The sequence below is a fragment of the Nocardia sp. NPDC050630 genome (assembly GCF_044457245.1).
Taxonomy (GTDB): Bacteria; Actinomycetota; Actinomycetes; order Mycobacteriales; family Mycobacteriaceae; genus Nocardia.
In genome coordinates this window covers 35,845-58,681 of sequence record NZ_JBITGN010000027.1, presented here as the reverse complement: position 1 = coordinate 58,681, position 22,837 = coordinate 35,845, and the positions used below count along the sequence as shown (strand labels likewise).

Genomic DNA, 22,837 nt, shown 5'->3' with positions numbered 1-22,837 from the left:
GGCGGGTCACCGCCCGTATTGCGGACGCGCGCGCAGCCCATCGAGAATTTGGCTGCCGAGCATCGTCACATCACCCGCGCCCATGGTGATCACCACATCGCCGGGCAGCGTCAGACCCGCGGCCTGGCGGCCGACCCGCGACATATCCGGCTGGTAGTGCACGGGTTTGGTAACGGCTTGGGCGACGAGTGCGCCGTTGACCCCGGGCAGCGGCTTTTCCCGCGCGCCGTAGACATCGAGCACGACAACCTCGTCGGCAAGGCTCAGCGCCGCACCGAAATCCTGGGCGAAGGTGGCGGTGCGGCTGTAGAGGTGCGGTTGGAACACCACGATGACCCGGCCCTGGCGGGAGCGCGCGCCGTCGCGGGCCTCCTGCTGCACCAGTTCCGCGGCCGCGCCGAGTACCGCACGCACCTCGGTCGGATGATGGGCGTAATCGTCGAAGACGCGCACGCCGTTTTCCCGGCCGACGAATTGGAACCGGCGATGCACACCGCCGAAACCCTCCAGCCCCTGGACGATTTCGTCCACATCCGCACCAGCAGCACGCGCGGCGAGCAGCGCGGCCAATGCGTTGAGGGCCATATGCCGACCGGGCACCGCAAGTCGCAGGGTGCGCGGCGCGGGCTCATCGCTGAGCTGGAATTGGGCCAGCCCGCCGACATCGCGAGGTTCCCAACTGTGCAGCCGCACGCCCACCGGCACCGGCGCGTCGGACAGCTCGCCTGATCCATAGCCGAGCACCCGAACGTTCTTCTGCGCCAATCGCGCACCGACTCGCTCGGCCAGCGCCCGCGAACCGGGATCGTCCAGACACACCACCAGCAGCCCGCCGGGGCCGAGCCGGTCGGCGAAATCGTCGAAGACCTGGACGTAGGCCTCATCGGAGCCGAAGAAGTCCAGGTGATCGGATTCGATATTGGTGACCACGGCGACATCCGGGTCGTATTGCAGCAGCGAGCCATCGCTCTCGTCGGCCTCGGCGACGAAGATCTCGCCGGTGCCGTGGTGGGCATTGGTGCCCGCCTCGTTGAGTTCGCCGCCGACCGCGAACGACGGGTCGAATCCGCAGTGCTGCAACGACACGATCAGCATGGAGGTGGTCGAGGTCTTGCCGTGCGTACCCGAGACCAGCAGCGTGCGATGCCCCCGCATCAGTGAGGCGAGTACGGCGGGGCGCAACAGCACCGGAATATCACGCCGATGCGCCTCGACCAGTTCGGGATTGGTCTTCGGGATGGCGGCATAGGTGGTGACCACCGCGGTCGGGCCGCCGGGCAGCAGATCGAGGGCGCTGGCATCGTGTCCGATGCGCACCTGCGCTCCGCGGGCCCGCAGCGCGAGCACACCGCGACTCTCCTTGGCGTCCGAACCGGAGACCGAGCCGCCGCGCGAGAGCAGAATGCGCGCGATACCGGACATGCCCGCCCCGCCGATCCCCACCATATGCACGCGCGCCAACTCGGGCGGCAGCGCCGAGCGCGCCTCGTCGGCGCCGGCAGTATTGGATTGGCCGCGCTCGCGGGGCCCTGCGTGCTCACGCTCGGCTACCGCCTCCGGGCCCGTCGCTCCCGCGGCAGTGTTGGATTGGCCGCGCTCACCGTGCCCTGCGTGCTCACGCTCGGCTACCGCCTCCGGGCCCGTCGCTCCCGCGGCCTCGACCACCCCGGAGTCGGTGTCATCGGCTCCCGTGGTCACCGGCCGGCCACCTCGACGACAATGCGCGCGAGCTCGTCGGCGGCATCGCGGTGTCCGGCGCCTGCGGCGGACAGGCTCATTTCGATCAGCCGGGTGCGGTCGGTCAGCAGCGGTATCACCTCGTCGATCACATATTTCGGGGTCAGCTCGGCGTCGGGGACGATTCTGCCACCACCCTGGCCGACGACCGGCCTGGCATTGAGTTCCTGCTCACCGTTGCCGTGCGGCAGCGGCACATAGAAGGCGGGCAGGCCGACCGCCGATACCTCGGCGACGGTCATCGCGCCGGAGCGGCAGACGACCGCGTCGGCGGCGGCATAGGCCAGGTCCATCCGGGAAAGATACGGCACGGCGATATACCGGGCCCCACCCTCATCCGATTCCGGGACCTCGACCGTGTTCTTGGGGCCATGCGCGTGCAGCACCGAAATACCCGCCGCGGCCAGCTGTGGCGCCGCGCCGGAGATCGCCTTGTTCAACGAGACCGCACCCTGCGAGCCGCCGAAGACCAGCAGGACCGGTCCCTCGGCGGGCAGGCCGAAATGGGCGCGGGCCTCGCCCTGCAGCGCGGCCCGATCCAGCGAGGTAATGGACCCGCGCACCGGAATGCCGATGACCTCGGCCTTGGCCAGACCCGAACCGGGTACGGCGGCAAGCACTCTGGCCGCACGCCTGGCGCCGACCTTATTGGCGATCCCCGCCTTGGCATTCGCCTCGTGCACCACCACCGGCACCGCGCGCCTGCGGCCGAGCACCCCACGGCCCGCGGCGAGATAGGCGGGCAGTGCGACATAGCCGCCGAATCCGACGATCACATCGGCCTCGACCGCATCGATGACCGCCCTGGTCTCGGCCACCGACGCACGGACACGGCCGGGCAGCCGCAGCAGATCCGCGCTCGGCTTGCGCGGCAGCGGAACCGGCGGGATCAATTCCAGCGGATAACCACGCTCGGGCACCAGTTTGGTCTCGAGTCCGCGTTCGGTACCGAGTGCGGTGACCCGGATCGAATCGTCGAGTCGCCGCAGCGCGTCGGCGACGGCCAGCGCGGGCTCGATATGTCCCGCGGTACCACCGCCCGCCACGATCACCGACAGTGGCTTGCGGGGTCGCTCCGCACTCACCTGGATCTTCCCCGATCTCTCGCATGGTTTATCGGATAGCTCGGCTCCCATGCCCTGGTCGCCCGCAGCGAACTGGTCCCTCGGCTCTCGGGCACGCGCCGTCGACCGGAATCGGACTGGCTGCGCCGCCCCTGTGGCAGTGCGGCCCGCGCCCGGTCGGCCTTGGCCCGTTCGGCTCGTGCCCGCTGTTCGGCGGCCTTGGCCTTCGCGGCGGCCGAGCGGGCACGCGCCGCATCCGCCTTCGCCGGTGAGTACACCTCCGGCTTGGGCAGTCGCAGCAGTCGGCTGAATCTGCCGTCCTGTCCGGCCTGCAGCGCCGCAATCGCTTCCGGCTCGTGCCGGGCCGCATTGGCGATGATGCCGAACATGAACAGGGTGATGGCCAGCGACGAACCGCCCGCCGAAACCAGCGGCAGCTGCAGACCGGTCACCGGGAGCAGGTTGACCACATAGCCGATATTGATCAGCGCCTGGCCGGTGATCCAGGTCGTCGCGGTGGCGGTGAGCAGCCGCAGGAACGGATCGACCGAACGGCTCGCGATGCGCAGCCCGGTGTAGACGAACAGTGCGAACAGGCCGAGAACCAGTGCGCAGCCGAGGAATCCGAGTTCCTCGCCGATGATGGCGAAGATGAAGTCGTTGTGCGCATTCGGCAGGTACTGCCATTTGGCCCGGCTCTGGCCGAGGCCGCGACCCCAGATGCCGCCGTCGGCCAGCGAGTACAGCGCCTGGCGCGCTTGGTAATTGATGCCCTGCGGATCGTCGCCCGGGTTGAAGAACGCGCGCATCCGATCCGAGCGATACCCCGCGGACACTGCGAGGACGCCCGCGGCGATCACGCCCGAAATCGCGATGGTGACGAATAACCGCACCGGCAGCCCGCCGAACCACAGCAGTGCGGCGAGCACGATGCCCAACGCGATGGTGGTCGACAGATTCGGTTCCAGCACGACGAGCAGACACACCAGCAGACCGGCGGGCACCAATGGCACCAGGATGTCCTTGAGTGCGGCCTGTTCCGAGCGACGCGAGGCGAGCAGGTGCGCACCCCACACCACCAGTGTCACTTTCACGATCTCCGATGGCTGCACCGAGATCGGCCCGATGAAGAACCAGCGCCGCGCACCCTGCACCTGGGAGCCGATGCCGGGAATCAGCACCAGCAACAGCGCCAGCACCGAGATCGCGAACAGCGGAAACGACCATTGCCGCAATCGCCGCAACGAAATCCGCAGTGCCAGATAGAACAGCACCGCACCGATCGCGGCGAACATGGCCTGCTGGATGAACAGCGAATACGCCGACCCGCCGTCGACATACGCTTCGACGCTCGATGCCGACAGCACCATGACCAGACCGAGCACCGTCAGCAGTGTCGCGATAGTGACGACGAGATGGAACGACGCGAGCGGGCGCGCCAGCCAGGCGCCGAACTTAGTGGCCGCCAGCCGATTCCGCCGTGCCGTCTCGGTCATAGATGCCGCCCGATGTCCCCGTCTTCCAGCGCGGCCACCGCGGCGGCGAAACTGCGCCCGCGGTGGGTGTAATCGGCGAACATATCCAAGGAGGCCGCGGCCGGAGCCAGCAGTACGGCGTCCCCGGGACGAGCCAGCCCGGCCGCGGCGCGCACGGCCCGCGCCATCACGGCATCGGCTGTCTCATCGGTACCGGCCTCACCCATCCCTGCATGGTCTCCCGCGCGGACCTCGACAACCGGGACCTCGGGCGCGTGTCGCGCCAATGCGGCCGCGATCACCGGCGCGTCGGCGCCGATCAGCACTGCGGCGGCGAGGCGATCGGCGATCTCCTCGACCAGATCCTCGACCGACGCGCCCTTCAGCTGGCCACCGGCGATCCAAACCACCTGCGGGTGAGCGAGTATCGATGAACGCGCGGCATGCGGATTGGTGGCCTTGGAGTCATCGATGAATTCGACACCGACCACCTCGCGCACGAAGGCGGCGCGATGCGGACCGACCTTGTGCTCGATGAGGCCTTCCCGCACGAATTGCGGTGCCACGTCGATGGCCCTGGTCAGCGCGGCGGCGGCGAGTGCGTTGGCGACACCGGCGGGTCCCTTGGGGCTGATATCGCCGACCTCGGCCAGGATGGCGGCCTTGGTGAAGGCGCGGTCGAGCAATTTGCCGTCCACGACACCGAGTTCGCCGTCGGCGGGTACGCCGATCCGGAAGCCGACCGTCCGGCGCGCCTTACTGCGGCGGGCCAGCGAGGCGGCCACCGGATCGTCGAGTCCGACGACACCGACGCGACCGTAGAGTGCCCTGGACTTAGCTGCGGCGTAGGCATCGAGGCCGCCGTGCCAATCCAGGTGATCCTCGGCCACATTCAGCACCACACCGGCCTCGGGACGCACCGAAGGCGCCCAATGCAATTGGAAGGAGGACAGCTCGACCGCGAGCACCTGCGGACCGGGATTGCGGCGCAGCGCATCCAGGATCGGCAGTCCGATATTGCCGCAGGCGACACTGGCGACACCGGCCGCACGCAAGATCGAGTGCACCATCGAGGTGGTGGTGGTCTTGCCGTTGGTGCCGGTCACCACCAGCCATTTGCGGACCGGACCATAGATCCTGGCCTGATCGACCCACCAGGCGAACTCGACATCGCCCCAGACCGGGGTGCCCTCGGTTACCGCGGCGGCGAGCACCGGCGAATCCGGCCGCCAGCCCGGACTGGTGATGACCAGCGCGAAGCGGCTCCAGTCCGCGGCTTCCAGTTCGGTACAGGTCGCGATGTCCAGACCGAGCCCGGCCGCTTCGGCCAATGCCGAGGCACCGCCGTCGGTGACCACCGGACGCGCGCCGATATCGCGCAGCGGTTCGATCAATGAGCGGCCCGAGACACCCCATCCGGCCACCAGAACGTCACGGCCACGCAGGAATTCGAGCATGGGCCCAGGTGTTCGCAGAGCCCGCGGAGAATGTTCGACCATCGCTACTTCACCCGACCGCTGAGAGATATTCGCTGTAGAACAGGCCGAGTCCGACCGCCGACGCCATCGCCGCCAACAGCCAGAACCGAATGATCACCGTAGTCTCGGCCCATTTGCTGAGTTCGAAGTGATGATGGAACGGCGCCATCTTGAATAGCCGGTTGCGTGTTGTGCGATACACCGCGACCTGCAGCACCACCGAGGCGGTTTCGGCGACGAACAGGGCACCGATCACGACCATCAGCAACTCGGTGCGGGTCGTGATGGACAGACCCGCGAGCATGCCGCCGAGAGCCAGCGAACCGGTATCGCCCATGAAGATCTTGGCGGGCGCGGCATTCCACCACAGGAATCCGACACACGCGGCGGCCGCCGAGGCGCAGACCAGCGCCAGATCCAGCGGATCGCGCACGTTGTAGCAGCCCGCCTCCGGGATCGTCGCGCAGGCGTTGCGGTACTGCCAGAACGTGATGATCACATAGGCGCCGAGCACCAGGCTCATCGACCCGGCGGCGAGACCGTCCAGGCCGTCGGTCAGATTCACCGCATTCGACCACGCCACGACCAGCAGACAGACCCAGCACAGGAAGATGATCACGCCCATCGATACCGTGGTGATATCGCGGACATAGGACAGATGCTTACTCGCCGGAGTCAAGCCATTGCCGCCGCGGAACTGCAGGGCGAGGATGCCGAAAAGTACCGCGGCGCTGATTTGACCGACGTACTTGCCCGCGGCCGACAGCCCGAGATTGCGCTGCTTGCGCAGCTTGATGAAATCGTCGAGGAAGCCGACCACACCGAGCGCGGTGGTCAGCCCGAGCACCAGAATGCCCGAGGCGGAAGGCCCGTCGGCGTCGTAGCCGATACCGATCAGATGTGAGCCGAGGTAGCCCGCCCACATGCCGACCAGGATGGCCACACCACCCATGGTCGGGGTGCCGCGCTTGGCCTGATGACTGGCCGGACCGTCGACCCGGATCTCCTGGCCGAAGCCTTGCCTGGCGAAGATACGTATCAACAGTGGCGTCAGCAGGATGGAGACCGCAAGTGCGATCCCAGCCGCGAACAGAATCTGCCTCATGACTCGAGCGCCTCCGTGCTACCCCGATTAATTCCCGCACGTTCCGCGCTGGTCAAATGTTCGGCGACCGCCCACAGTCCGACCGCCTTGGACGCCTTGACCAGCACCACATCGCCCGGCTCGACCTCGTCGTCGAGCAGCGCGATGGCCGCGCCGATATCGGGCACAAGGATGGACTCCTCGCCCCATGAGCCTTCCATTACCGCGCCCTGATGCATCGCGTGGGATGGCCTCCCGGTGCCGACCACGATCAGCCGAGAGACATCCAGGCGCACCGCGAGGCGGCCGATCCGGTCGTGCTCGATGATGGATTCCTCCCCCAGTTCACCCATTTCGCCGAGTACGGCCCAGCTGCGGCGCGGAGTGTCGCCCGCACGCGACATGGTCACCAGCGCCTTGAGCGCGGCGCGCACCGAATCCGGATTGGCGTTGTAGGAGTCGTTGACCACGGTGATGCCGTCGGCGGTGGTGCGCACATCCATGCGGCGGGCCGATGCGGCATGCGCACCGCCGAGTGCCTGCGCGACGGTGTCGAGATCCGCACCGCATTCGAGCGCGACGGCGGCAGCGGACAGCGCATTGCCGACTTGGTGTTCGCCGTGCACGGCGAGCCGCACCGGGATGCTGCCCTTACCGGTGTGCAGTGTGAAGCCCGCGCGTGCCTCGGCATCGAGATGCACATCGGTGGCGCGGATTTCGGCATTGCCCGCCTGGCCGACCGTCACCACGCGGGCCTTCGTACGCGTGGCCATCGCAGCCACTTGCGGATCGTCGGCATTGAGTACCGCCAGTCCCGTGGCGGGCAGTGCCTCTACGAGTTCGCCCTTGGTCTGTGCGATCGCCTCGCGGCTGCCGAATTCGCCGAGATGGGCGGTGCCGACATTGAGTACGACACCGATCTTCGGCGGCGCGACCTGCGCGAGCGCGGCGATATGGCCCGGTCCGCGCGCGGACAGCTCCAGAACAAGGAAGCGGGTATCGGCATCGGCGCGCAGCGCGGTCCATGGATGCCCGAGTTCGTTATTGAATGATCCGGGCGGTGCGACGACCGGACCGAGCGGTGTGAGCACGGCCGCGAGCAGATCCTTGGTCGAGGTCTTGCCCGAGGAGCCGGTCACCCCGACCACGGTGAGTCCGCCTGCCGCGGAAAGACGTTCGACGCTCACCCGGGCGAGCGTAGCGAGCGCGGCCAGCACCGCCGCCCCCGACCCATCCGAATCACCGGTGAGCGCAACGGATTTCGCGGGCACGGTACCCGGACTCGGAGCCACCACGATCGCCGGCACGCCGACCGGGCGAGCGGCGAGCACCGCGATCGCACCGGCGTCGACGGCGGCCTTCGCATAGTCGTGGCCGTCAGCGTGCTCGCCGGGCAGGGCCAGGAAAAGATCCCCGGAACCGATTCGGCGCGAATCGAATTCGACCGAACCCGTTACCGTCACCTCCGGGTCGGGGGCGTCGTGCAGCGTGCCGCCGACGACCTCCGCGATCTCCCGCAGTGTCATTTCGATCATGAAACCGTCAAGTCCTCCGCGTCCGACCCCTGCGGACTCTGCTCAGTATTGGATCGGCCGCGCTCGCGGGTCCCTGCGTGATCACGCTTCGCTACCGCCTCCTGGCCCGTCGCTCCCGCGGCCGTGTTGTCGTCCCGCGGGCCCCGCTCCCGTCGCTCCAACGCCGCCGCGAGCACCTCGCGGTCGTCGAACGGATGCTTCACACCCTGGATCTCCTGCCCGGCCTCATGTCCCTTACCCGCCACCAACACCACGTCGCCGGGACGGGCCCAGTCGACAGCGGCGGCGATGGCCGCGGCCCGGTCCCCGATTTCGCGCACCGCACCGCGTTCGGACTCCGGCACCGCCAGTGCGCCCTGACGCAGCGCGGCCCGGATGGCGGCCGGATCCTCACTGCGTGGATTGTCATCGGTGATGATCAGCAGATCGGCGCCGCGCGCACCGGCCGCGCCCATCAGCGGGCGCTTACCCGCGTCCCGGTCGCCGCCCGCTCCGACGACCACGGCCAGCCGACCAGCGGCACCGGCAGCGTCGGATTCTCCGTGGCCCTGCTCCGGGCGCGTCGCTCCCGCCGTCAGATGACCGCGCAGCGTGGCGATGACCGATTCCACCGCCGCGGGCTTGTGCGCGTAGTCGACGATGGCCAAGAAGTCCTGTCCGCGCTCGACCCGCTGCATCCGGCCCGGCACATCCACGGTGGCCAAAGCGGGTGCGGCGACGGCCGCATCCACTCCGGCGGCGGTGCACACCGCGACCGCGAGCAGTCCGTTGGCGACGTTGTAGCGGCCCGGAAGCCGTAGACGCACATCGACATTCGTCCGCGGTCCGGCGGCGGTGAACTCCTGTTCGCCGCCGTGCGCCGATACCTCGCCGGTCAGCTGCCAGGTGCCGGAACCGGTGGTGGAGACGGTAATCGGATCCGTGAGATCGCCGGCGAGGCGCTGGCCCCATACGTCATCGACGCAGATGACCGTTGTACGCGCGGCAACCGGCGACTCCGGTTCGAAAAGCCTGCGCTTGGCGGCGAAGTAATCCTCGAAGTCGGCATGGAAGTCGAGGTGGTCCTGCGAAAGATTGGTGAATGCGCCAACGGCGAAGCGCACACCGTCCACCCGGCCCAGCGCCAGCGCGTGGCTGGAAACCTCCATGACGACCGCGTCCACACCCTGCTCGACCATCAGCGCGAACATGGCGTGCAGCTGTGGCGCCTCTGGCGTGGTCAATGCGCTCGGGACTCGGCGACCGCCGATCCTGGTCTCGATGGTGCCGATCAGCGCCGTGGACAGACCGGCGGCGGCCAACCCGGCCTCCACCAGATACGCGGTGGTCGTCTTGCCCGAGGTGCCGGTAATGCCGATGATGCGCAGCCGCTCGGACGGATTGCCGTAGAGCGCGCCGGAAAGCTCGCCGAGCACCGACCTGGGCTGCTCGCGGACCAGCACCGGCACACCGAGGTCCCCCGCCAGTTCGGCGCCCGCGGGGTCGGTCAAGACCGCGACAGCGCCCCGTTCGACGGCATCGCGCGCGAAACGGGCGCCGTGCGCCTGCGCGCCCGGCAGTGCGGCGAACAGATCGCCCGGTTGCACCGCATGCGAGCGCTGCTCGATGCCGGTGACCTGGATCTGCGCGAGGTCGGCTCGGGACGAGCCGGCACCGGTCATGGCCAGTACGGTGGACAACGACGTCGACCGCGGATGGGTCGGCCGGAGCACGTGCTGGCTGGACTGCGCGGGCACAGGGCTCCTCTCGAGGGAATCGGCATGGACGGGAGTGGGTGTCGAGTCAGGTTACCGACGTCGGCTCACGGCCGGGCAACGCGGCTCCAATCTTATGAAGCTTGCAGAACGAATCGGCGCGACGGCTCGGGTGATGGCGGTATCCGGTCGCGCTGCAGCGCCCAGGAAGCGATGTTGTGGAACAGCGGGGCGACCGACCCGCCGCCGCTGCCGTCAGAGCTGCGAATCGGCGCGTCGAGCATCAGGCCGATGACATAGCGTGGGTTGTCCGCAGGGGCCATGCCAGCGAAGGTGATGTAGAACGACGAGGTCGAATAGCAGCTGCACCCCGGGTCGACCTTCTGCGCCGTGCCGGTCTTGCCCGCCACCTGATAGCCATCGATAGCCGCGGACGCACCGGTGCCCATCTGCACGCCCATCGGATCGCGCTGCACGACCGCCTGGAACATGCTGCGCAGCGTGGCCGCGGTCTGTTCGCTCACCACACGCACGCCGTCGGGCTGCGTTTCCTCGGTGCGGGTACCGTCCGGGGCGGTCTCGGCCTTGACAATGCGCGGTGGAATCCGCACGCCACCATTGGCAATGGCCTGGTACATACCGGTCATCTGCAGGGTGGTCATCGAAAGGCCCTGTCCGATCGGCAGGTTCGCGAAGGTACCGCCCGACCACTGGTCGCGCGCCGGCACCTTGCCCGGACTCTCGCCGGGCAGCCCGACACCGGTGCGCTGGCCGAGGCCGAAGCGGTTGACCATATCGGCGAACCGGTCCTCACCGACCCGCTGCGCCAGCATCAGCGTGCCGACATTGGACGACTTACCGAAGATGCCGGTGGTGGTGTAGGGCACGGTGTCATGCTCCCAGGCGTCGTGCACGGTGACGCCCGACATCCGGATCTCGCCGGGCACCTGCAGCACCTCGTCGGGATTGGTCAAGCCGTATTCGATGGCCGCGGCCGCGGTCACGATCTTGTTGACCGAACCCGGCTCGAACGGATCCTGCACCGATGGATTCTGCATTTCGGCATTGCCCCAATGCTGCGATCCCAGCGCGGGATTGAAGGTGTTGTCATTCGACATCGCCAGCACCTGACCGGTCTTGGCGTCCAGTACCACGGCCGAGGCCGCGTTCGCGCCTGACATCTCCTTGGCCTGCTGCACCTGCTGCTGCACGTAATACTGCAGATCCGAATCGAGGGTCAGCTCAACGGAGTAGCCGTTCACCGCGGGCTGCTTATCGCGCCAGCTGCCTGGAATAACGGCACCATCGGAGCCGCGGTCGTAGGTGTGCGAACCGTCGGTGCCCGCCAGCAGCGAGTCCAGCGACGACTCGAGCCCCATCTGACCGTGTCCGTCCCAGCCGGTGGTGCCGAGCACATTGGCCGCCAGCGAGCCGCCCGGATATTCGCGCACATCCTGGCGTTCGGCGCCGACCTCGGGAAATTGCACGGTGATATCGGAGGCGATGCGCGGATCCACATTGCGGGCGAGATAGACGAACGCTGTCTCACTCTTCAGCTTGTCCAGCAGCGCTGATTCGGCGGGTGCGTCCTTGCCGATCTTGTCGTGGATTGTCTTGGCGATGATTTTGAGCCGCTCATCGGGATCCGGGGCCTTGGCCGACTTCTCCTTCGCATCGGCGAGTTGTTTGCGCACGGCCACCGGCTGGAAGGTCAGCGCCTGCGCGCTCAGCGTGTACGCCAGGGACTTGCCGTACCGGTCGGTGATCGGGCCGCGGGTCGCCGTATCGATCTTGCGGGTGGTGCGCTGGCTGGCCGCCTGCGCGGACAGGCTGGGCGCGGAAATGCTCTGCACCCAGAGCAATTGGAGCGCCACGACCGCCAGTGCGACCAGCATGATCACCCGGCCGACACCGAGCCGCAGTCGCAGCGGACGGTCCTGGGCCGCCGTGCGCGGTCTGGATGCGGTAGCAGGCCTCGATGTTGTGGCGGCTCTGGCCGAGCCCGTATCGGCTGCCGACGGCCCGCGCCGCTGACGCGACACGGGCCTGGTCTGCCGCATGCTCATCGGGCGCCCTCGTCGAGGTTGGGCGCTGGTTGGGATGCATCGGGCTGCGGGACTTGGGCTTGCCCTGGGACAGGCTGCGGAGTTTCCGGTTGCGGCGTCTCCGCCGGCGCCTGAGCGAGCGGACTCGGCGTCGGCAGCGGGCTCGCCGGCGTCGGGCTAGCCTGTCCCGCAACGGTATTCGCAGGCTGACCGGTACCCGGTTGGGTGGGCGGCGCGGTCGGGGGGGTCGTCACCGGAATCAATCGTTCGCCGCGGGCCTGGGCATTGACCGTTGGTGCGACGGTCGCGGAGCTGTTCAGCGGCGGCACCGGTGCGCCCTGTGCGGGCGTCGGCTTGCCGATCACCGTTACCCCGCCATCGGGTCCGATGACCAATCGGGCCGGATCCTTGGCCGGAATCATCCCGAGTTCGCGAGCCCTGGCGGCGAGTTCGGGCGCGGAGTCGGCGGCCTCGACCTCGCGCTGCAGCGCCGCGCGTTCATCGGCCAGCTTGCGGTTGGTCGCCCTGGCATCGCCGAGCTGATAGCTGTCCTCGGCCGAACGGGTAGTGAGCAGCAGGGTGAGCGCGAGACCGCAGCCGAGCAGCGCGATGATGGCCGCCACGAACGGAATTCGCGCGGCCATCACCGACACGCGCTGTTTGGGTAGATCGTGATGGTCCCCCGACTGCTCGGCCCGCATCCGGCGCTTGGCATAGGCCCGTTGTGCGGCACCCGATTTCACCCGCTCGGCGGCCTGGACCCGGCGGGCGATCCGGCCCGGCGCCTCGACGGTACGCGTGCGCACACTCATGCTGTCCCCTCCTGGATTCTCTCCGCCGCGCGCATCCGCACGGGCGCCGCCCTCGGGTTCTCTTCGATCTCTTGTTCGGTGGCCTTCTCGGCGCCTCGCGTCAGCAACCTGAATTCCGGCCCCATACCGGGCAATTCGACCGGCAGGTCGACCGGTGTCCGAGATGTGGTGCGCGGTGCCAACTCCTGTTTGACCACCCGATCCTCGAGCGACTGATATGACATGATCACGATCCGGCCGCCGACCCGCAGCGAATCGAGGGCGGCGGGCAGGGCGGCGCGCAGCGAATCGAGCTCGCCGTTCACCTCCACCCGCAGCGCCTGAAAGGTCCGCTTGGCCGGATGACCGCCCGTCCGCCTGGCAGCGGCCGGAATGGTGGCATAAAGCAATTCGACCAATTCGGCACTAGTGCGGAACGGCTTCTGCTGCCGACGGCGCAGCACCTCGGATGCGATCTTGCCCGCGAAGCGCTCCTCACCATAGGTTTTCAGCACGCGCGCCAGATCACCGTGGCTGTAGGTATTGAGCACATCCGCGGCGGTGATGCCGGTGGTCGGATCCATCCGCATATCCAGCGGCGCGTCGACGGAGTAGGCGAAGCCGCGCTCGGCCTCGTCGAGCTGCATCGAGGAAACGCCGAGATCCATCAGGATGGCGCTCACCGAACCGGTGGTCGGCAATCCGGCCTGCTTCAGCGCGGCCCCGATGCCGTCATATCGGATGTGCACCAAGGTGATTCGATCGGCGAAAGGCGCCAATCGCTCACCCGCCAATGCCAGCGCATGGGTGTCGCGATCGAGTCCGACGAGATGGATATTCGGGTAGGTCCGCAGGAAGTGTTCGGCGTGCCCGCCCAAACCCAACGTGGCATCGACATATACCGCACCGGGTTCGGTGAGTGCCGGGCCGAGGAGCGCGTTGGCTCGTTGGAGCAGAACCGGAACATGGCGAGGACCGTCCTGTTCACGGTTCACCTCGACCTCCCGGAATCCTGCCTCGCGTCGTCGCGCATCGAGCCGTGTCAGTGGGATCACTCGCTGCGGGGTCGCCTTGTTACACAGCTACTTTCGAAAATACGAATGCCGCGGGGTCTCTGACCGGAGCCTCGGCACCTGGCGTCGGGGAAGTACGTCAGGGTCCGCGCGTCCGGGCAGAGGCCGCGTGGCACTCGTTCGCTGAGGGCTAGAAGATTCCGCCCAGCGACTCGTCTCTGGCTTGCGCGTAGTCCTCCTCGTGCTCGGCGAGGTAGGACTCCCACGCCTGCTTATCCCATATCTCGAGGAAGTCGACCGATCCGATCACCACGCAATCCCGCGAAAGGTTCGCGTAGCGACGATGATCGGCCGACAACACGATCCGGCCCTGGGCGTCCGGACGCTGTTCATCCGTACCGGCCGCAAGTGCCCGGACGAACGCGCGCGCCTGCGGATTGCTTCGAGATGCCGCCGCAGCTCGCCGTGCGAGTGCGGTGAACTCTTCCTTGGGATATACGGCAAGGCTGTGGTCCTGACCCTTCGTGACCATCAACCCTCCCGCCAGATCGTCTCGAAACTTCGCAGGCAACGTCAGTCGCCCCTTGTCATCCAACCGAGGTGTATAGGTACCGAGAAACAACCCGCTACCTCCCGGATCAACCCCGGCTTTCGGGGAGCACGATCACCTCGGATGTATGCCCTTCCTCTTGTGCGCGCTCCACATTACCCCACTTTCCCCCACTTTCAATCGAAACTCGGGGTGATCTGGCTCCCCGCGTCATCGATTACGCAGGTCATCCCAGCTATCACGGCGGTGGAGAACTTTTCCGTGTTCTGGCGACACGCGCCGCACGGCGAGACAAGCCCCCGACAACTATCAGCAAACACCCTGGTTCGCATGGTTTCGGCCGGTCACCTGGCGACGCGGAGCACAGTGGTGGGAGGTTGTGGGGGGAAGATCGTGGGGCGTTGTGGGGAACCGCGCGCGGCGCGCATTCAGCAGCCTGCTGGCACACGCATGAGAACGCGCCGCCGCACCTGTTGGGTGCGGCGGCGCGTTCGATATGTAGGTGTCGGCTACGGGCGCGCTACTCCTGATCGAAGCGGCGGCGGAACCGATCCTCCATGCGCTCGGAGAAACCACCGGACTTGCGCCCTCGCCCACGTCCGCCCGATCCGCCACTCGCGCCACCGGATTGGGCATTGCCCGACCGGTCGCCCTTGGCGATGCCCTTGGAACTGCCGAGCAGCAACAGCACGCCTGCGGCGAACATCACGATGAATCCGATCAGGCTGATGATCGGAAAGTCGCCAAGCTTGACCGGAGCGGCTATACCGGCGACAAGTAGAAACAGACCGAGGACGAACAGGGCCGCGGCCTGGAGTCTGCGACGACTCGAGGTCGAGCGAAGGCGTCCGCCGCGGACGGACGACGCGAACTTCGGATCCTCAGCATAGAGCGCGCTCTCGATCTGTTCGAGCATGCGCTGCTCGTGCTCGGAGAGTGGCACGGTACCTCCCCCGGCACTAGGACTTGGCTGTCGCCTCCGGGTAGGCGACAGATAGCCAAGGTCGGCTATCTGCCACCAATGATACGAGTTCGATCAGTGCCGTACCACCTACTCGTCGATAACTAAGCGGTCATGCCGCCGGACCAGCCCGGGGCGGGGCGCAATCGAGCCCCAGCATTCAGCAGATCTTCCACATCGTGCAGGAATGCGCCCACCCGCGAATAGAACTCGTCGGCCTGCTGATCATCTACATTGCGATCCAGCCCCGCCTCGAGCGCCGCCCTGATCTCCGAACGGGCGCTGAAGTAGTCGGCCCACATGACGAATTCGGGCGCAGCGCGCTGCATCAGCACCCAGGCATTGCGCGAGCGCGCCCGCGGCGCGGAGTCCGCCCCGGTGAACGCGAGCACCGCACCGGCGCCACGCAGCGCGGCCAGATATGCGGTCCGAAAACGTTCGCGCGGGTCGCGTTCTCCCGCAGCCTGCATCAGCAAGCCGTCCGCCCGCTGCAGCAGCTTGCCCGCCTTGCCGGGTTGCCCCGGGTGTTCGATCCGACCAGACATCAGCCGTCCCTCCGAGTCGCTCACCTGGCCTATCCTGGGCGCGAATGCCGAGTTTGCAGCACCGCGAGGATCGAACAGGTATTCGAACGTTTGAATTGAGATTGAATATAGGGACACCCACCGACAACTTTCCGCGGACCGACGAGAGCCATGACAGCCGTCAAGCCCAAACACACCCCCGCCAACGCCCCTGTGGTCATCGACGTTTCCGTCGCGGCGCTGCGCTCGCGGCTGCACGACGCACTGGCGGTGTACGTCGCGGCGATGGAATATCCGCACGGCACCGAACACCATCGCGCGCCGATGTGGACCGAACACACCACCCGCGTCGGCTGGCAGGGCGCCGCCGCCGTGATCCCGGATGATTCCGGGCAGATCGACCTGCGGACCGCGCCGATCGTGGCCATCGCCTACGGCTATCGCGGCGCCGCCCACCAGTGGTGGCACCAGCAGGTGCACAGCGGGATGCGCCGCTCGGGCTGGCCGGAACATTCTGCGCGCGAACTGCTTTCGGACTATTTCGAACTGACCGAGCTGCACGTGCATCCATCGGCACAGGGTCGCGGCATCGGCGGCGAACTGCTGACACGGCTGCTGGCCGATCGCACCGAGAGCGCGGTGCTGCTGTCCACACCGGAAGTGCGCGGCGAGGCCAACCGCGCCTGGAAGTTGTATCGGCGACTCGGATTCACCGATGTGATCCGGAATTTCGTCTTCGCCGGGGATACCAGGCCGTTCGCGATTCTGGGACGGCGGCTGCCGCTGTGAGCGGGCAGCGACAGAACCATGAACACAGCCGGCCACCCGGAACGACGGAGTTGAGCGCCAGCGAGGCGCGGGCGTGACGGTTGCGGTCGTCGGGTCGGGCCACAATGCCCTCGTCGCCGCTTGCTATCTGGCGCGTACCGGGGAGCGGGTGGAGGTGCTCGAGCGCGACGAGGTGCTCGGCGGCGCGGTGTCTACGATCGAACGGTTTCCCGGTCATCTGGTCGATCGCGGATCATCGGCGCACATCATGGTTCGCCATACCGGAATCATCGAGGAGCTGGAACTTTCGCGATTCGGCCTGCGCTACATCGATTGTGATCCTTGGGGTTTCACACCTGCGGGGCCGGACGGCAGCGCGCCGATCGTGTTCCATCGCGATCTCGATCGGACCTGTGCCGGGATCGCGGAGGTCTGCGGGATGCGGGATGCGTCGGCGTATCGGCGCTTCGTCGAGGTCTGGGGGCCGCGGTCGGCACGGGTGATGCGCGCGTTCGGCGGCGCGCCGACGCCGGGCCGACTGCTGCGTTCGTTCTGGGGGCTGGACGCGCATGAAGGCGGGAGCGCATTGTCGCGGGAGTTCCTGCAGACCGGCGACGCCCTACTGGATGGCTATTTCGACGATGAGCGGCTCAAGGCATCGCTGGCTTGGTTCGGTGCCCAGTCCGGGCCGCCGATGTCGGAACCGGGGACCGCGCCGATGGTCGGCTTCGCCGCGCTGATGCATACACTGCCGCCAGGACGGGCGGTGGGTGGCAGTGGGGCGCTGACAGCGGCGCTGGTTGCGCGGCTGCGCGCCGACGGCGGCGTGGTGTCGGCAGGTGATGCGGTCACCGAGTTACGACAGGTCGGTGCGGGCTGGCAGGTTCGCACAGCGTCGGGACGAAGCCTGCGTGCGGACACCGTAATCGCGGGCACCCACGTGCTGACGACGCTGGATCTGCTGCGCGACGGCGGATTCGACGGTGCGGTGCTCGATGATTGGCAGCGGCGGATCCGGGTGGGACCCGGCATCGGCATGGTGGTACGGCTCGCGAGCTCCGCGCTGCCGCAGTATCCGGGTAGTTCGACCGCCGAATCCGCCAATGGTCTGCAGTTTCTCGTCTCCGATCGGCGGCAGCTGCGCCGGGCGCACGGTGCGGCGCTGGCCGGAGATCTGCCACCGCGTCCGGTGGTACTGGCCATGAGTTTCAGTGCGCTGGATCCGACCATCGCCCCGCCTGGTGAACATCAGCTCTCGCTGTGGGCGCAGTGGCACCCGTACGAGCTGGCCGACGGAAGCGCCTGGGCGGCGCACGCGGAGTCGGAGGCCGATCGGATCATCGCCGAAGTCGAGTCCTATGCGCCAGGTTTCGGAACGAGTGTGCTGCGACGGCATGTGCAGACGCCGCTCGATCTCGAGCGCGAGCTCGGGTTGCGCGGCGGAAATGTGATGCATGTGGAGATGTCACTGGATCAGATGATGCTGTGGCGACCACTGCCAGAGCTGTCCGGGCAGCGGGTGCCCGGCGCGCCCGGGTTGTATCTCACCGGGGCTTCCACGCATCCGGGTGGCGGGGTGTCCGGAGCGAGCGGGCGCAGCGCGGCACAGCTGGTGCTGCGCGACCGACGGCGCAACCGGTTTGCCCTCCTGCGCAGGCGATGACAGAGCCCACCGGGCCACCCGCGCCCGAGCCGGACGAGCGCCCCAGGTCAGGGCTGGACAGCCTTGGTCAGGAAACCACCTGGCGAGCCGAGGCATCCGGCGCAGCGAACTGCGACGTCCGCGGTCCGGCAAGTCCCGAGAGCACCGAACAAACCCAGCACTCCGACACAACGAACTCCAACACCCGCAATCCAGCGAGCCCGAAGATCACCGGATGTGCGGAATCCTCCGGCGCGACTGATTTCGCGGTCCGTGATGCTGACCGGAACCCGGCAAGTCGGCGCGGCGCGGGTAGGCAGTCGCGGTCGGCGGCGAACTTTCGATGGACGCCGCGGTTGCTGGTCCCTGCGGTGACGGCGGTGCTGCTCGTGCTCGTGCAGATCAGTTATCCGCTTGCCTCTGGCGTCGCTCGCGATCGGGTGACCGTGGTGGTCGTGCTGTTATCAGCGGGGACGGCGCTGGTGCATGCCGGGGCAACGCGCGGCGTCAGGTATGCCTTCGGGTTCGTGGCGATTGTCTCCGGGCTCGGACTGCTTGCCGAAATCATCGGTACCGCAACGGGGTTCCCATTCGGCTGTTATGAGTACGCCGACGGCAGATTGGGGCCTGCGGTGGCGGGAGTGCCGTTGGTGGTCGCGCTGGCATGGACCGGTGGGCTGTATCCGGTGTGGATGGTCGCCGGATTGTTGACTCGCCGCTGGGCCACGCGAGTTGTTTCGACCGCGGTCGGGGGCGTGGGCTGGGATCTGTTCCTCGATCCGCAGATGGTGGCGGACCGGCAGTGGACTTGGTGTAGCGCCGGTCGGGGGCTGCCCGGACTCGATGAGATTCCGTACACCAACTATCTGGGGTGGTTCGCGGCGGCGCTGGTGATGGCCTTGCTGCTGACCCTCTTGGATCGCGTCGCGGGGTGGGCGAATGCGAATACGTTCGCGCCTGTGACCGAGCAACCGCTGTCGACAGCGCAGACACCGGGGGCAGCTCCCGATGCGGGGAAAGCTGGAACACCGGCGCTGAAGGTGGGAACGTCCGACTCGACCACTCCGGAGCACGGGTCCCCTCGATCTGGCTGCCATGAAGGCCGACATCGTCGAGGCAATGACCACCTCCTGGAACCGGTAGCCCCGATCTCGGCAGACACGGTGGTCCCGGTGGCGGTGTTCATGTGGACCTGGCTCGGATCGACACTCGCGCACGCGGTGTTCCTCGATCTGCCGTATTCGGCCTGGTACGGGTGTGTCGGACTGGGGGTGCTCGGCGTGCCGCTGCTGGTGCGGTCGGTCACGGCCCGGCTGGGCTGATACGACCTGGCCGATACTTCGGCGGCGCGCGTTCCGCCCGTCGCGTGGCAATTCGGGGCGAGCGCCTGGCACGATGTGTGCCGTGCAGCCGAGTCCTCTCACCGCGATGCCCGACACACCGGTTCTACCGCCGCGTTCGCCCCGGCCCGCAGCGCGGGTGGCCGCGGCGGTACTGCTGGCCGCAATGCTGGTGCCCATGCTCGCGGGCTGCCTGCGGGTGCAGGTGTCGATGGGTGTGTCGTCCAATGACCGGGTCTCCGGTCGGATCGTGGCCGCGGTGGTGCCCGCGGACGCCAATGACAAGGGCCCGCAGCTGAAGGCGCCCGATTCGCTGGCCGCGAAGGTGCGGGTCGAGCCGTACAGCCAGGACGGCTATGTCGGCAGCAAGGTCTTCTTCGAGGATCTGTCCTTCGGTGAGGTCGGCCAGCTCGGTGCGCTCTCCGATCAGACGCAGGGCATGTTCAACCTGTCGTTCCAGCGCACCGGCGATCTGGTCAGCCTCAATGGCCGGGTCGACCTGAAATCTGTTCCGCCGCATGGTTCGGATGTGCAGTTCACGGTGGCGTTCCCGGCCCGCGTCGCCAAGACCAACGGCAATCGTGAGGATGACTCCACCGTCTCCTGGAAACTGCCGCCGGGTGATGTTTCGACACTGCGCGCCGAGGTCAGCTACGCGGACCCGAATACCCGCTCCTTTGCGGGCTGGGCAGGCATCGTCGGCGGTATCACCCTCTCGGTCGCCGCCATTATCGCCGCCATCGCCTATATGGACCGCAACCCGGCACCGCCCGGCGCACCCGAGAGTGACTTTTCCCTGAGCAACCTGTGGCGTTCGCTGACCCGCCGCTGACGCGGCCCCTGCGTACCGGCGCGGCGATCGCCGCGTGGACGGGCGCGGGTATCGCGCTGCTCGGTTGTGGGACCGCGCTATTCAATCGCGCGACGGTGCGCCGGCTGTCGACCGGACCGAATACGGTGATCGAGCCGGTCACGGTATGCATCCCCGCTCGCGACGAGGCAACGCGACTGCCCGGGCTGATCGATGATCTCCGTGGCCAAGTGGGCGTGCCGCGACTGCGGGTGCTGATTCTCGACGATGCGTCGTCAGATGGGACCGAAGCGGCTGCGCTCGAAGCGATCGCGGGCGATTCGCGCTTCACCGTTTTCCGCTCCGATGCCGAACCAGCACTCGGATGGACCGGGAAGGCCGCCGCCTGCGCTCGACTCGCCGAGCTGGCCGAGGCCACGGTGCTGATCTTTCTCGACGCCGATGTGCGACTCACACCGAATGCGATCGCCGCCGCGACCACCGAATTGCGCCGCAGCCGGGCCGCATTGTTGTCACCGTGGCCGTACCAGGTGACCGAATCGCTGGCCGAGGCGCTCGTGCAGCCGCTGCTGTGCTGGTCATGGGCGTCCAGCCTGCCGATCGCGGCCGCCAACCGCAGCCTGCGCCCCTCGACGGCCGTCGCCTGCGGCCAGTTCCTGGTATTCGACGCCACCGCCTACCGCGCCATCGGCGGTCACACCACGGTCGCGGCGAGCCCCACCGAGGACTTGGACCTCGCTCGCGCACTGCGTCGTTCCGGCCGCAGAACCGCGCTAGTCGCGGCGGGTCCAACGGCGAGCACCCGAATGTACCGTGGCGCAGCCGAACTGGAGGCCGGTTACACTCGCTGGCTGTGGTCCGCTTACGGCGGAACGACAATCGGCGGTGCGGCAGTGGGAGCTGTGGCGGCACTGGCCTACTTGGTGCCCCCACTGGCCGCGATCGGTGGCCGAGGCTCGGTACGCACCGCCGGTCTCATCGGATACAGCGCCGCAGTCGCCAGCCGCCTCCTCGCCCGCTCACTGGAACGCGGCACCACCACCCGCACCGACATCATCGCGGCCCTGGCCCACCCCCTCTCCATCGACGCCTACCTCCGCCTCTGGACCCACTCCCGCCGCACCCACCACCACAACACCCTGACCTGGAAATCCCGCCCCCTCCCCCCCACCCACTAACCAACATCAGGCGACATCCATGGCGCTATCCCCCAACTGGATCTCGATGGCACCCGCCCCCCGAGTCGGACATGTGATCACGTGGAAACTGGGGCGGTATCTCCTGAGAAGCCCCGCCACCAGTGCCACTTGATCTTGATCGCGGAGTACGGACTGATGCGGTGGCTTCGCTACAGCGATGTTGCGGGGGATCTGGGTGCGTCACTCCTAGGGGCGTGCCTCGCCCCGAGGAGTTGCCGCACGCGAAGGAGCTGCCCGGGGATCCGCCCGGGGCACCCGGACGAGCGCACTTCGCGGACCGGCGGCACTCCGGGACCAGCCATGATCGCGGAGCTTCTGCCGGGGCGGATGTAGTCAGCGCACCGTAGTTAGGCCTACGGTTGGGACGACGAAGCAGGACTTGCCGCTGTTGTCCACGGTTCCGAAGACTGCGGCGAGTACCGTGCCGGATCCGGTGTCGACCGGGACCGCGCGCACCCCGCCGACCGGGAAGGCGGCGAAGAAGTCCTGGAGGGCACGTTCGGCCAGTGGCCTCATCTCGGTCGGGGTTTCTGCGGGCACCATTGTGCGGACCACATCGGAGATCGGACCCATGGCGGTGACGCCGCTGCGACCGTTGGCCAGGTTGACCCACGCGACATTCATGCCCGCGGCATTCGTGCCGTCCGGGCGCAGGCCGTAGGGGACGAAGGTGAACATGACTTGCCCGGCCTTGATGGCGGTCGGGTCGAGCCCCGGAATCGCCAGCGTGGTTTTGGGCCACGGGCCGGGCACCGCACCCGCTACGGCGGGGACCAGACCGAGTGAGCCGGTGTCGGAGCAGAACGGCGCGAGCGCCGGGTACAGGAACGGGTCGACGCCGAAGGTCCGCAACGCCTCGACGACAGCTCGGTAAGCGGCGAACAGGTCCCCGGGCGCGGACGGGGCGGTCGCGGACGGAACCGCTGGTGCGGGCATCGATGGCGGACCCGCGGCAGCGATGCCGGGGGCGGCGAGAGTCAACGCGACCGCACCGGTCGCGATGGCGGTTAGCGTGGTCAGACGGCGCAGCAGAGTCACGGCGGACCTCCTCATCGTCGGGCACGAATCGTGGACCGAGACTACTCCGGCAAACCTTCGCAACAGCGTCTATTTCCGCGAGCAACAC

General features: G+C 67.7%; 19 protein-coding genes. 5 read left to right on the top strand and 14 right to left on the bottom strand.

Annotation, left to right across the window (positions count from 1 at the left end):
* Positions 1–6: 6 nt before the first annotated feature.
* The 13 genes from murC to ACIBG0_RS37715 all read right to left on the bottom strand — a co-directional run bounded on the left by murC (position 7) and on the right by ACIBG0_RS37715 (position 15,972).
* Positions 7–1,446 (bottom strand): UDP-N-acetylmuramate--L-alanine ligase, encoded by a 1,440-nt coding sequence (gene murC, locus ACIBG0_RS37775; protein WP_397039742.1) that lies wholly within the window; start codon positions 1,444–1,446, stop codon positions 7–9.
* A gap of 248 nt (positions 1,447–1,694) precedes the next feature.
* On the bottom strand, positions 1,695–2,822 hold the full coding sequence (gene murG / locus ACIBG0_RS37770) for an undecaprenyldiphospho-muramoylpentapeptide beta-N-acetylglucosaminyltransferase (protein WP_397039696.1): 1,128 nt from the start codon (positions 2,820–2,822) through the stop codon (positions 1,695–1,697).
* On the bottom strand, positions 2,819–4,297 hold the full coding sequence (ftsW, locus tag ACIBG0_RS37765; RefSeq protein ID WP_397039693.1) for a putative lipid II flippase FtsW: 1,479 nt from the start codon (positions 4,295–4,297) through the stop codon (positions 2,819–2,821). Before ftsW ends, murG begins: the two co-directional genes overlap by 4 nt.
* The gene (gene murD, locus ACIBG0_RS37760; protein ID WP_397039690.1) at positions 4,294–5,733 is read right to left on the bottom strand and encodes a UDP-N-acetylmuramoyl-L-alanine--D-glutamate ligase; all 1,440 of its coding nucleotides are present in this window, start codon (positions 5,731–5,733) and stop codon (positions 4,294–4,296) included. The genes ftsW and murD overlap by 4 nt, the downstream gene beginning before the upstream one ends.
* Positions 5,734–5,782: 49 nt before the next feature.
* Positions 5,783–6,859, bottom strand: coding sequence for a phospho-N-acetylmuramoyl-pentapeptide-transferase (gene mraY, locus ACIBG0_RS37755; RefSeq protein ID WP_364485278.1), 1,077 nt, complete (start codon positions 6,857–6,859; stop codon positions 5,783–5,785).
* Positions 6,856–8,373: a UDP-N-acetylmuramoyl-tripeptide--D-alanyl-D-alanine ligase gene (gene murF, locus ACIBG0_RS37750; RefSeq protein ID WP_397039686.1), complete on the bottom strand. Its 1,518-nt coding sequence runs from the start codon at positions 8,371–8,373 to the stop codon at positions 6,856–6,858. Before murF ends, mraY begins: the two co-directional genes overlap by 4 nt.
* Positions 8,370–10,109, bottom strand: a complete 1,740-nt coding sequence (locus tag ACIBG0_RS37745) for a UDP-N-acetylmuramoyl-L-alanyl-D-glutamate--2,6-diaminopimelate ligase (RefSeq protein WP_397039683.1) — start codon at positions 10,107–10,109, stop codon at positions 8,370–8,372. The genes murF and ACIBG0_RS37745 overlap by 4 nt, the downstream gene beginning before the upstream one ends.
* 92 nt (positions 10,110–10,201) lie before the next feature.
* A complete protein-coding gene (locus ACIBG0_RS37740) occupies positions 10,202–12,127 on the bottom strand; it encodes a peptidoglycan D,D-transpeptidase FtsI family protein (protein WP_397039739.1) in 1,926 nt (641 codons plus the stop codon).
* Positions 12,128–12,129: 2 nt separating this feature from the next.
* Entirely contained in the window at positions 12,130–12,924 is a 795-nt protein-coding gene (locus ACIBG0_RS37735) for a hypothetical protein (RefSeq protein WP_397039681.1), read from the bottom strand.
* Positions 12,921–13,898 carry a 16S rRNA (cytosine(1402)-N(4))-methyltransferase RsmH gene (gene rsmH / locus ACIBG0_RS37730; protein ID WP_397039736.1) on the bottom strand — a complete coding sequence of 326 codons (978 nt, stop codon included), beginning with the start codon at positions 13,896–13,898 and terminating at the stop codon, positions 12,921–12,923. Before rsmH ends, ACIBG0_RS37735 begins: the two co-directional genes overlap by 4 nt.
* Positions 13,899–14,106: 208 nt before the next feature.
* Entirely contained in the window at positions 14,107–14,538 is a 432-nt protein-coding gene (gene mraZ / locus ACIBG0_RS37725) for a division/cell wall cluster transcriptional repressor MraZ (RefSeq protein ID WP_036535307.1), read from the bottom strand.
* 448 nt (positions 14,539–14,986) lie between these two features.
* Positions 14,987–15,409 (bottom strand): DUF3040 domain-containing protein, encoded by a 423-nt coding sequence (locus ACIBG0_RS37720; RefSeq protein ID WP_062988705.1) that lies wholly within the window; start codon positions 15,407–15,409, stop codon positions 14,987–14,989.
* 122 nt (positions 15,410–15,531) lie between these two features.
* Positions 15,532–15,972 carry an SAV_6107 family HEPN domain-containing protein gene (locus ACIBG0_RS37715; protein WP_397039734.1) on the bottom strand — a complete coding sequence of 147 codons (441 nt, stop codon included), beginning with the start codon at positions 15,970–15,972 and terminating at the stop codon, positions 15,532–15,534.
* A 150-nt stretch (positions 15,973–16,122) separates the two neighbouring features.
* Here ACIBG0_RS37715 and ACIBG0_RS37710 point away from each other — a divergent pair, with 150 nt between their 5' ends.
* The 5 genes from ACIBG0_RS37710 to ACIBG0_RS37690 all read left to right on the top strand — a co-directional run bounded on the left by ACIBG0_RS37710 (position 16,123) and on the right by ACIBG0_RS37690 (position 21,690).
* Positions 16,123–16,740, top strand: coding sequence for a GNAT family N-acetyltransferase (locus tag ACIBG0_RS37710; protein WP_397039678.1), 618 nt, complete (start codon positions 16,123–16,125; stop codon positions 16,738–16,740).
* A gap of 73 nt (positions 16,741–16,813) precedes the next feature.
* Positions 16,814–18,382 (top strand): phytoene desaturase family protein, encoded by a 1,569-nt coding sequence (locus ACIBG0_RS37705; RefSeq protein ID WP_397039676.1) that lies wholly within the window; start codon positions 16,814–16,816, stop codon positions 18,380–18,382.
* Between the two features lie 335 nt (positions 18,383–18,717).
* The gene (locus ACIBG0_RS37700; protein ID WP_397039732.1) at positions 18,718–19,683 is read left to right on the top strand and encodes a carotenoid biosynthesis protein; all 966 of its coding nucleotides are present in this window, start codon (positions 18,718–18,720) and stop codon (positions 19,681–19,683) included.
* A 73-nt stretch (positions 19,684–19,756) separates the two neighbouring features.
* A complete protein-coding gene (locus tag ACIBG0_RS37695; RefSeq protein ID WP_397039673.1) occupies positions 19,757–20,533 on the top strand; it encodes an LppM family (lipo)protein in 777 nt (258 codons plus the stop codon).
* Between the two features lie 26 nt (positions 20,534–20,559).
* On the top strand, positions 20,560–21,690 hold the full coding sequence (locus tag ACIBG0_RS37690; RefSeq protein ID WP_397039730.1) for a glycosyltransferase: 1,131 nt from the start codon (positions 20,560–20,562) through the stop codon (positions 21,688–21,690).
* A gap of 354 nt (positions 21,691–22,044) precedes the next feature.
* On the opposite strand, the gene ACIBG0_RS37685 is transcribed toward ACIBG0_RS37690, so the two are convergent.
* Positions 22,045–22,749 carry a hypothetical protein gene (locus ACIBG0_RS37685; protein WP_397039671.1) on the bottom strand — a complete coding sequence of 235 codons (705 nt, stop codon included), beginning with the start codon at positions 22,747–22,749 and terminating at the stop codon, positions 22,045–22,047.
* Between the last annotated feature and the right edge of the window lie 88 nt (positions 22,750–22,837).

Excerpts from the sequence above, each read along its gene's own strand:
- ACIBG0_RS37735 (WP_397039681.1), bottom strand. The coding sequence starts at position 12,924 with ATGAGTGTGCGCACGCGTACCGTCGAGGCGCCGGGCCGGATCGCCCGC.
- murF (WP_397039686.1), bottom strand. The coding sequence starts at position 8,373 with ATGATCGAAATGACACTGCGGGAGATCGCGGAGGTCGTCGGCGGCACG.
- mraY (WP_364485278.1), bottom strand. The coding sequence starts at position 6,859 with ATGAGGCAGATTCTGTTCGCGGCTGGGATCGCACTTGCGGTCTCCATC.
- ACIBG0_RS37715 (WP_397039734.1), bottom strand. The coding sequence starts at position 15,972 with ATGTCTGGTCGGATCGAACACCCGGGGCAACCCGGCAAGGCGGGCAAG.
- ACIBG0_RS37740 (WP_397039739.1), bottom strand. The coding sequence starts at position 12,127 with ATGCGGCAGACCAGGCCCGTGTCGCGTCAGCGGCGCGGGCCGTCGGCA.
- murC (WP_397039742.1), bottom strand. The coding sequence starts at position 1,446 with ATGGTGGGGATCGGCGGGGCGGGCATGTCCGGTATCGCGCGCATTCTG.
- murD (WP_397039690.1), bottom strand. The coding sequence starts at position 5,733 with ATGCTCGAATTCCTGCGTGGCCGTGACGTTCTGGTGGCCGGATGGGGT.
- ftsW (WP_397039693.1), bottom strand. The coding sequence starts at position 4,297 with ATGACCGAGACGGCACGGCGGAATCGGCTGGCGGCCACTAAGTTCGGC.
- ACIBG0_RS37710 (WP_397039678.1), top strand. The coding sequence starts at position 16,123 with ATGACAGCCGTCAAGCCCAAACACACCCCCGCCAACGCCCCTGTGGTC.
- ACIBG0_RS37695 (WP_397039673.1), top strand. The coding sequence starts at position 19,757 with ATGTGTGCCGTGCAGCCGAGTCCTCTCACCGCGATGCCCGACACACCG.